The 9621-nt window shown below is 54.9% G+C and carries 8 protein-coding genes; 7 read left to right on the forward strand and 1 reads right to left on the reverse strand.

The genetic code is table 11. The annotated features are described in order from the left end of the window. Positions 1-208: 208 nt before the first annotated feature. Positions 209-958: a type I methionyl aminopeptidase gene (map, locus tag JW984_07655; protein MBN1573053.1), complete on the reverse strand. Its 750-nt coding sequence runs from the start codon at positions 956-958 to the stop codon at positions 209-211. 159 nt (positions 959-1117) lie between these two features. Here map and JW984_07660 point away from each other — a divergent pair, with 159 nt between their 5' ends. The 7 genes from JW984_07660 (at position 1118) to JW984_07690 (ending at position 9223) form a co-directional block, all read left to right on the forward strand. Continuing rightward, on the forward strand, positions 1118-1831 hold the full coding sequence (locus JW984_07660) for a Crp/Fnr family transcriptional regulator (protein MBN1573054.1): 714 nt from the start codon (positions 1118-1120) through the stop codon (positions 1829-1831). A gap of 66 nt (positions 1832-1897) precedes the next feature. Next, on the forward strand, positions 1898-4375 hold the full coding sequence (gene priA, locus JW984_07665) for a primosomal protein N' (protein ID MBN1573055.1): 2478 nt from the start codon (positions 1898-1900) through the stop codon (positions 4373-4375). Positions 4376-4437: 62 nt separating this feature from the next. Continuing rightward, entirely contained in the window at positions 4438-4971 is a 534-nt protein-coding gene (def, locus tag JW984_07670; protein ID MBN1573056.1) for a peptide deformylase, read from the forward strand. Positions 4972-4978: 7 nt separating this feature from the next. Further along, positions 4979-5926 (forward strand): methionyl-tRNA formyltransferase, encoded by a 948-nt coding sequence (locus JW984_07675; protein MBN1573057.1) that lies wholly within the window; start codon positions 4979-4981, stop codon positions 5924-5926. Positions 5927-6013: 87 nt separating this feature from the next. After that, positions 6014-7417: a 16S rRNA (cytosine(967)-C(5))-methyltransferase RsmB gene (gene rsmB / locus JW984_07680; protein MBN1573058.1), complete on the forward strand. Its 1404-nt coding sequence runs from the start codon at positions 6014-6016 to the stop codon at positions 7415-7417. 158 nt (positions 7418-7575) lie between these two features. Beyond that, positions 7576-8307 (forward strand): DNA repair protein RadC, encoded by a 732-nt coding sequence (radC, locus tag JW984_07685; protein MBN1573059.1) that lies wholly within the window; start codon positions 7576-7578, stop codon positions 8305-8307. 115 nt (positions 8308-8422) lie between these two features. Continuing rightward, complete coding sequence (locus tag JW984_07690; protein ID MBN1573060.1) at positions 8423-9223, forward strand: cyclase family protein; 801 nt, start codon at positions 8423-8425, stop codon at positions 9221-9223. The last annotated feature ends 398 nt before the right edge of the window (positions 9224-9621 follow it).

Genomic DNA, 9621 nt, shown 5'->3' on the forward strand with positions numbered 1-9621 from the left:
TAAAGTTCGGGGATGGCTCTTCTATGATAAAATATCTTCTCTTTAAACGACTAAACTGTAAGGTAAGATCGTAACTTTTTCATATAATGTCATTGTGAGGAGCTTCAGCGACGAAGCAATCGGGTGGTTTTGAAATGCGATCTGGAATACAATAAAAGCAGGTGAATCCTGCTTTTATTGAAGTCGAAAAAAGCCTTCCTCCCCCCCCTCACCCCCTGTCACTCAGGATTATCGGCCCGTCCGATGTTATCGCGATCGAGTGCTCGAAGTGGGCGGAGAGCGACCCATCGATCGTCACCACCGTCCAGTCGTCCTCCAGCACCTTCACCTCCCAGCCCCCCATGTTCACCATCGGTTCGATGGCAAACACCATCCCTTCTTTAAGGCGTACTCCCGTCCCCGCCGTCCCGAAGTTGGGTATCTGCGGGTCCTCGTGCATCTCCTGGCCTATGCCGTGGCCCACGAACTGCCTCACCACCGAAAACCCGTTAGCCTCCACGTGCTCCTGCACCGCGGCGGAGATGTCGTAGAGTCGGTTTCCGACTCTCGCCTGCTCGATCCCCGCATACAGCGACTCCTCGGTGACCCGAATAAGCTCCACGATCTTGTCATCCACGTCCCCCACCGCAACGGTCAAGGCGCTGTCCCCGTAGTAGCCGTTCTTCTTGGAGCCGAGGTCGAGGCTGACGACGTCCCCTTCCCTTATCTCCCTTTTGCCCGGGATTCCGTGGACGACCTCCTCGTTTATGGAGACGCAGAGGCTCGCCGGGTACCCACGGTAGCCCAGAAAGGCGGGCTCCGCCCCCTCTTTCCTTATGTAGTCCTCCGCGATGGCGTCGAGCTCTGCGGTCGTAACCCCCGGCTCGACCGCCTTCACGAGGACCTTGTAGGCGCCGGCCACGATCCGGTTCGCCTCTCTTAAATGCTCTATCTCCCGCTTTGTTCTGATATTGATCATAGGGCTGTATTATATAGCACAAATATTACGTCGTGACAATATATAATATGGGTTCTTAATAATATCGGTTCTTTTTATAAAATCCCTTTTCACTTTAAAAAAATTAGTATATAATGCGCAAAAAAGGGGTGGGGGTGAGTCTATGGAAGAGGTGAGCCAATGGAAAAAGTAAATGTCCTGAGGCAGATTCCGATATTCAGTAAGCTCGGCGATGAAGAGTTGAAGACCATCGGCGATACGGCCATAAGGAAGAAGTATCCGAAGGAGAGCATCATCGTCCACGAGGAGGACGAGGGGAACTCCCTGATGTTCATATTGTCCGGAAAGGTCAAGGTCGTTCTCCTGTCGGAGAGCGGCAAGGAGATAATCCTCTCGGTTCTGGGGGACGGGGATTTCTTCGGGGAGATGTCGCTTCTGGACGGGGAGCCGAGGTCGGCCACAGTTATCGCCATGAAGGACTCAACAATGCTCGTAATCCAGAGGAACGACTTCCTGAAGCAGATCAAACAGAACCCCACCATAGCCACGGGGGTGCTTTCGGAGATGAGCCGGAGAATAAGGAGGGCGGACGAGAGGATCGGAAACCTCATCCTCCTCGACGTGTTCGGCAGGGTGGCGAGGTTCCTCCTCGATCTCGCAAAGAGGGAGGGCGCAAGATACGACGACGGCATCCTTATCGAGAAAAGGCCCACCCAACAGGATATCGCGTCGATGATAGGCGCCTCCAGGGAGACCGTGTCGAGGGTGCTGAACGAGCTCAACCGCCGGGGATTTATATCCATATCGGGTAAGAGCGTTATGATCTATGACCCCGATCAGATCCTCGACAATGACGGGGAGCTTAGCTTCCCGAGCGAAAAGGTGGAAGTTTAGCTTGACGCTCAACAAATCAATCCGGTTTTATTCTTATTACCTTCCATTTATTTAAGAAGAGTGAAATTGAAACGAGATGAGAGGCCCGGCCCCGTGATGACCGAGGACGCGGGAAAGGATTTTTCGACCGTCTCCGTGGCCGTGGCAACGGGCCTCTTTAAGACCCTTACGTACAAGGTGCCGGAGCGGCTGCGCGGCGGGATTCCCTTGGGGACGAGGGTCTTCGTCCCCCTTGGAAGAAGGAGGGTTACGGGTTATGTGGTCTCCACAAAGGGGGGGGATTACGAGGGGGAGCTCAAGGAGATCATCGATATCTTGGATGACGAGCCGGTCTTCGACGCCGGCGCCCTCGATTTCTTTCGCTTCCTCGCAGAATACTACTGTGCTCCCCTGGGTGAGGTGATAAGGAAGGGGCTTCCCGGGGGGATCAACATCAGGTCGAAAAAGTGGATTAAGGCCCTTAAGGTCCCGGACGATGTTTCGGAGGTTGATCTGAAGATATTGGATCTGTCGGGGGAGGGTCAGGGGATCTCTCTGGATACGCTGAAGGGTAAGCTGAAGGGTCATGATATAAATTACCGGATAAGCAGGCTTGAGGAGATGGGCTGCCTCGTTGTCAAGGAGGAGGTGGAGTCGCCCAAGACCAAGCGGGGGGAGATAAGGGTCGTGTCTCTCAATGATGGAGTGATTTTGGATGAGATTAAGGAGAGGCTCTCCCGCTCGATGGCGACCCGTGAACTCTTCGAGTTTATCGCAGAGACCGAAAGCGTCCCGTTAAGCGAGCTGAACGAGAGGTTCAAGGGTGCAGGAGATAAGGTGAAGAAGCTTAAGGAGCTGGGGGCCGTAGATGTATCTACTGAGCACCGGGCGAGGGAGATCCCCTTCGTGGAGCTTTCCGGGATCGATGTAAGTCCGATAGAGGAGTTGAGCGCGGCCCAGGTTTCCGCCGTATCGGAGATGGAGGGCGCCCTCGAATCGGGGGGATTTTCGGCCCATCTCCTCTACGGCGTTACCGGGAGCGGAAAGACGGAGGTGTATCTGCGCTCCGTGAAGAGGGCGCTCGGCCTGGGGAGGGGGGCGATAGTTCTTGTCCCGGAGATTGCCCTGACGACCCAGCTACTCTCCCGATTCAGGGGAAGGTTCGGCGATACGGTAGCGGTGCTCCACAGCGCCCTGTCGGACGGGGAGCGGTTGGACCAGTGGTGGCGGATAAAAACCGGGGAGGCGAGAGTTGTCCTGGGGGCGAGGTCGGCCATCTTTGCGCCGATGCCTGACCCCGGGATAATAGTGGTCGACGAGGAGCACGAGGGTTCCTACAAGCAGGGGGACGTGCCCAGGTACAACGCCAGAGACGCCGCCGTGATGCTGGGAAAGATCAGGGGAGCGGTGGTGCTCCTCGGCTCCGCGACCCCTTCTCTGGAGAGCTACAACAACGCCACCACCGGCCGCTACAGACTCATCAGGCTCCCCGAGAGGATCGCCATGGACGGCAGGATGCCGGAGGTGGAGATCGTCGATCTAAAGGAGGCGGAGCTTGTGACGAAGAGCATCACGAAGAGGCTCGCCGACGAGATTGCAAGAACAATAGACTCCGGCCACCAGGTAATCCTCCTCTTGAACCGCCGCGGGTTCTCCTCCTTTATCCTCTGCCCCACCTGCGGGCACAATTTTCTCTGCCCGTCCTGCAGCATTACCATGACCTACCACAAGGGGACGAGGAGCCTTCTGTGTCACTACTGTGATTTTAGAAAGGACGCCCCCGATTTTTGCCCCGAGTGCGAGGATCGGCGGCTGCTCCTTGTCGGCACGGGGACCGAGAGGATAGAGGAGGAGCTGACGCATATAGTCCCCGGGGCGAGGACGATCCGCCTCGACAGAGACTCCACTAGAAAAAAGGGGGCGATCGGCAAAAACCTCTCGGCGTTTGCGGAGGGAAAGGCGGACATCCTTCTGGGGACGCAGATGGTCGCCAAGGGGCACGATTTCCCGAGGGTGGCGCTGGTGGGCGCCATAAACGCCGACGTGGGGCTTAACATCCCGGACTTCAGGTCGGCCGAGAGGACATTTTCCCTCCTGGCCCAGTCCGCCGGAAGGGCGGGAAGGGGAGAGGCCCTCGCCGGGGTGGTTATCCAGACGTACAACCCCGAGCACTACGCCGTAAGGTGCGCCTCTTCCCACGATTACGATTCATTCCTTGAAATCGAGATGGAATCGAGGAGGGAGCTCGGATACCCGCCGTTTTCGAGGCTCGTTCTCCTTAATCTGAGGGGACGGGACAAGGGACACGTCAAGAAAGTATCGGAGTCGGTCGGAGAGAGGCTTGATGCGATTAAAAGGTCAAAAAAACTTGCCGTTTCAATACTGGGGCCTGTCGTTTCGCCGATCCCGAGGATAAAGGGGGAGCACCGCTTTCAGATCATGCTTAAGGGGGAAAAGAGGGGTTCTATTACCGCAGTCCTCGATGAGCTCTTGAGGGATGAAGGCAAAATTATCCCCGGCGGGGTCAAGTTATCCGTTGATGTCGACCCTCTCGATATGCTATAATATAAAGTCAAATATTTCAGAGGCAGGATATATTTAGTAAAGAACGAAGAGGATGATGGAAGATGGCCGTTCTTGAAATAGTGAAGTATCCGGACCCTGTCCTTTCCACCGCTTCAGACAGGGTTGAAGCTGTCGATGACGAGACAAGACAGCTGATGGAGGACATGCTCGAGACGATGTACAGCGCCCCCGGGGTGGGGCTTGCCGCCCCCCAGGTCGGCGTGAACAAGAGGATTATTGTCATCGATGTCAGACCGGATGACAAGAAAGATCCGATCATGCTTGTCAATCCCGAAATAGTAGAGGGGGACGGGAAGTTCACATACGAGGAGGGATGTCTTTCCCTTCCGGAGTTCATCGTCGAGGTGGAGCGGATGAAGGAGGTGTCCGTGAAGGGGATAAACGAGAAAGGGGACGAAGTGACATATAAGGCCAATGACCTTCTTGCCGTTGTCTTTCAGCACGAGATCGACCACCTTGACGGGATACTCCTTGTGGACAAGGTCAGCAGGCTAAAGAGGGACATTTATCGGAGGAAGGTGAAAAAGGGCTTGAAGGAAACGGCGAGGGATGAATCCAAGGGGGGCGCGCTGTAGATAGACTATGAAGGGCTCCACAAAGGTCGTTTTCATGGGAACCCCCGATTTCGCCGTCCCGAGTCTCAGGGCGCTTATCGACGGGGACGTTGATATCCTCCTCGCGGTGACGCAGCCGGACAGGCCCAAGGGGAGGGGAAGGGGTTTGGTGCCCCCGCCGGTCAAATTGCTCGCCGAAGATAACGGAATTGAGGTGGTGCAACCGGAAAGGGTGTCCGACCCTGTATTCATAGTTAGGATAAGGGGATTGTCTCCAGACCTTATCGTAGTCGCGGCCTTCGGCCAGTTCCTTCCGAAAGAGCTTCTCGATATCCCCCCGATGGGATGCGTAAACGTCCACGCCTCCATACTCCCCAAGTACCGCGGCGCCGCCCCGGCGAACTGGGCGATATTGAGAGGCGAGAGGGTAACGGGTGTGACCACGATCCTGCTCAATGAGGGGATGGATGCGGGGGACATACTCCTTGCAAGGGATACGGCCATCGGGGAGGAGGAGACGGCGGGAGAGCTTACCGCAAGGTTGGCCGCCCTCGGGGCGGAGCTCCTCATGGAGACGATCTCTGGCATGGGGGGTGACAAGATTACTCCCGTCCCCCAGGATCACGATAAAAAGTCCCTGGCGCCCCTACTCAAAAAGGAGGACGGCAGGATCGACTGGGACAGTCCCCCCGGTGAGATAAAGAATCATGTTCGGGGGATGACACCTTGGCCGGGGGCCTTTACAACCCTTCGGGAGGAGGTTTTGAAGATCTTCAGGGTCGACGTCGCAGAAGGGAGGGTGGATGGACGGGCCGGGAAGGTCGTCGATATAACGGGCAACGGCATCGTCGTGGCGGCAAAGGGGGGAGGCGTTGTCATAAGGGAGCTTCAGGCGCCGGGGAAGAGGAGGATGGAAGCCGGGGAGTTTCTGAGGGGGAAGGGAATCGAGACGGGCACGATCTTCGGCGGCGAGTGAAGCGTTAGAAAGAGTGTCACAAATCTTGGACATCTACTATTCTTCCTACAAAATAATTAATCAAAATTTATCGGGAAATACTGTACCATGACGGGACCGAGGGACGTGGCCGTTTCGGCCGTAAATGCGGTTTTGCAAAAAGGGGTGTATTCGGACACCGTCCTGGATATCCTCCTCTCCAGGGACGAGACCGCCGCGAAAAGCCTGTCCCAGAAAGACAGGGCCCTCTCCACGGAGCTTACCTACGGGGTCTTGAGGAACCTGAAGAGGATCGACTTCATCCTGTCCCGGTTCTCGAAGAGGCCGCTTGAGTCGCTCGACGACAAGGTCTTGAACATCCTTCGAGTCGCCCTCTACCAGATAGTCTTTCTCGAAAAGATCCCCCCCTACGCCGCCGTAAACGAGGCGGTGGAGCTCGCGGCAATCTACGGGAAGAGGAGCGCCGGCTCCTTCATAAACGGCGTTTTGCGCTCCGCCCTGAGGTCGATGGATGGGATTGAGTACCCGGACGAGCAAGGAGACCCGGCGGGCTTTCTCTCGGTCTACTATTCCCTTCCCGAGTGGCTCTCACGATTTTTTATAGACAACTTTGGATACGAGACCGCGAAGGCGATTGCCGGGACCTACTCCACGAGGCCTCCGGTCGCGATACGGACAAATGTCATGAGGCTGACGAGGGGGGAGCTGCTGGAGGTGTTAATCGATAGGGGATTTGACGCGGCGTCGACGAGATATTCCCCCCACGGGATAATCGTGAACGGGGGGGGCGCCCTCTTCAGGGATGAGCTCTATCTCGACGGGAGCTTTACCCTTCAGGACGAGGCGTCCCAGCTTGTCCCCATCATCGTCGACCCGAAGCCGGAAATGAGGATTCTTGACCTCTGCTCTGCCCCGGGGATAAAGGGGACTTTCATATCGGAGCTGATGGAGGACGGAGGCTTTGTCCTCTCGATAGATATAAACGAGGGGAGGGCGGGGTCAATCGCCGAAAACGCAAAGAGGCTCGGGATAGGCTCTTTAAAGACTGTTGTAGCAGATTCCAACTCTCTGCCTCTAAGGGAATCGGAACTGTTCGACCTGGTGCTCGTAGACCCTCCGTGCAGCGGGCTGGGGACGCTGCGAAGAAACCCGGAGATCAAGTGGAGATTAAAGGAAAAGGAGATCGAGACCTTAATCGAGAATCAGAGGAGTATCCTTAAGGCGGCCGCCGGTCGCGTGAAGAGGGGGGGGGCGCTGGTATACTGCGTCTGCACGATAAATCCGGCGGAGGGGATCGGGGTCGTCGAAGACTTTTTGAAAGAGCACGGCGATTTCTCCTTCGAGGACGTCTCCGACTATCTTGGAGAGGGAACCGACAGGCTCGTATCGAAGGAGTGCCTCTTTACACCGCCTCAAGTCTTCGATGACGGGGTGAGTGGCAATATCAAAGCACCGGGCGATTCCGACTGCCCGGACGGGTTCTTCGCCGCAAGGTTGAAGCGGCTCGGGTGAAAAAACATATATTAAGCAATCTTGACTAAATAAATAATCTTTTCTAATGTGGACAAGGGGGGGCAAAGGGCAATTGAACCATTGCCTTTTGAAGCTCGTTCGGGTAGAATTTTCCCTTGATGGTTTGATTTTTACGCTTCAATCTTGTTTTTAATGAAATGACTGATCCGAAAACAGGCGAAAAGGATTACCTGGGGCACAGGAAGAGGCTGCGCGATAGGTTCCTGAAGGCGGGCCCGGAAAGCCTCTCCGACTACGAGATCATAGAGCTACTGTTGACCTTCGCCATCCCCCGGAGGGATACCAAGCCGATAGCGAAGAAGCTGATAAAGGAGTTCAAGACGATCCAGGGGGTCTTCGAGGCCTCGCGGGAGGACTTGATGTCCGTCTCCGGGGTGGGAGAGAACGCGGCCTTCCTGATCAAGTTCATCCTCGAGGCCTCTTCGTACTACCTGAGGGATAAGATAACGAAGAAGGAATATCTCCACTCGGCGAAGGATGTGCTCAGGTACCTTCAGGTCTCCATGAAGGGATTGAAGCACGAGATATTCAAGGTCATATTCCTGAATTCGAGAAACGAGATCATCCACACCGAGACACTCCACGAGGGTACGCTGAACCAGTCTATAGTCTACCCGAGGAAGATAATAGAAAAGGCAATCAGGTACAACGCCTCCGGACTGATCTTCGTACACAACCACCCGAGCGGACACCCGAAGCCCTCGTCCCAGGACAAGGAGATAACGAGAAACCTCGTCTTTGCGGCCAGGATGATGGACATGGACGTATACGACCACATAATCATCGGGGAGAACGACTACTACAGCTTCGCCGAGAACGGGGACATAAAGCACTTCAAGGAGAAGTACCTCATCTTAAAGGGGGGGTAGGGGGAGTAGGGGGGGTAGGCCGTGAGGTTATTGGGGGTCGGCGGCAGGGTTTCGAGGCTCAACCTCAGTTTTTTCGGCCCCTTTTTTGTAGTCTAAAAAATTCAGGAGGTCTCATATGTGGATTAGAGCATTGAAGAGATTTACGCCGATTTTTTCGATCGCCTTCACGGCTCTCTTTCTCACAGGCGGCCGCTCTTTGGCAGTAGACCTGTCGAAATACGAGGTCGTCGATCTTACCCATCCCCTGAGCGACGGCGTTGTTTACTTCCCCGGCGACTCGCCCGTTTCGATAGCTATGAAAAAGGGTCAGGGGGAGGCCGCCCCTTACCTTTACGATATTACGATGTCGGACAGGTCCGGGACGCACGTTGTGGTGCCGTCGCGGTGGGGCGCGGAATATTCCACCGCCGACCGGGTCGAGCCGGGATACCTTGCGGGAAATGCGGTGGTCATCAACGTGGAGGGCGCCGTGGAGAAAGATTCCGACTACTCCCTCGATTCCGGCCATATAATGCGCTGGGAGGATTACAACGGCCCGGTTCCGAACGGCTCGATCGTCCTGATCGAGACCGGCTGGGATAGGCAATGGGGGGACGAGACGATATACTTCAACTTCGACAAGGGAAAGAAGATGCACTTTCCCGGGGTTTCCGTCGACGCCGTGAAGTACCTGACCGAAAAGAGGGGGGTCAGGGTGATCGGGATAGACGCGCCGGGCCTCGACCCCGGCTTTAAGAAAGACCCCGAGGCGTCGAGGCTCATGGCCGAGATTGGGGGGATCGTCCTGCTGAACCTGAGGGATTTGAGGAGGCTTCCGCCCACCGGCTCCGCGGTCTTCATTGGGCTTTTGCCGTTGGGGACGGGCGGCGGCTCGCCGGCCAGGGTCCTGGGCCTCATCCCGAAGGGGATGGAGTAGGATAAGCCTTGTAGTTAGAAGAATTTCGGTGTTTCCGATTATTAGGCTAATTTTTAAAAATAGAATTCATATTATTGTTTAAGTACGATTCTAATAAAAGAAGTATTTCCTTATTTTCAAATCCAATCTCTTTCATTATGCATATTATCAGAAGCGCTCTTAATTTCCGTGTTAGCCAAAATAGTTCTACTCCACTAATAACATTGCCTTCTTCCTTAATCTTTTCATCCAGATGCGTATAGTAATTTCTTGAATCAACGACTTTTTTTAAAAATTCTTCCCAATTACGAATTATCTTTATTTCACTAAAAATGAAAAAGTTACGATCTTACCTTACAGTTTAGTCGTTTAAAGAGAAGATATTTTATCATAGAAGAGCCATCCCCGAACTTTAATTA

The sequence above is a fragment of the Candidatus Zymogenus saltonus genome, from assembly GCA_016929395.1.
GTDB classification, from domain to species: domain Bacteria; phylum Desulfobacterota; class Zymogenia; order Zymogenales; family Zymogenaceae; genus Zymogenus; species Zymogenus saltonus.

What these genes read in the sequence shown, in the direction of transcription:
- def (MBN1573056.1), top strand. Translation starts at nt 4,438, where the DNA reads ATGGCCGTTCTTGAAATAGTGAAGTATCCGGACCCTGTCCTTTCCACC.
- map (MBN1573053.1), bottom strand. Translation starts at nt 958, where the DNA reads ATGATCAATATCAGAACAAAGCGGGAGATAGAGCATTTAAGAGAGGCG.
- JW984_07675 (MBN1573057.1), top strand. Translation starts at nt 4,979, where the DNA reads ATGAAGGGCTCCACAAAGGTCGTTTTCATGGGAACCCCCGATTTCGCC.
- radC (MBN1573059.1), top strand. Translation starts at nt 7,576, where the DNA reads ATGACTGATCCGAAAACAGGCGAAAAGGATTACCTGGGGCACAGGAAG.
- JW984_07690 (MBN1573060.1), top strand. Translation starts at nt 8,423, where the DNA reads ATGTGGATTAGAGCATTGAAGAGATTTACGCCGATTTTTTCGATCGCC.
- rsmB (MBN1573058.1), top strand. Translation starts at nt 6,014, where the DNA reads ATGACGGGACCGAGGGACGTGGCCGTTTCGGCCGTAAATGCGGTTTTG.
- JW984_07660 (MBN1573054.1), top strand. Translation starts at nt 1,118, where the DNA reads ATGGAAAAAGTAAATGTCCTGAGGCAGATTCCGATATTCAGTAAGCTC.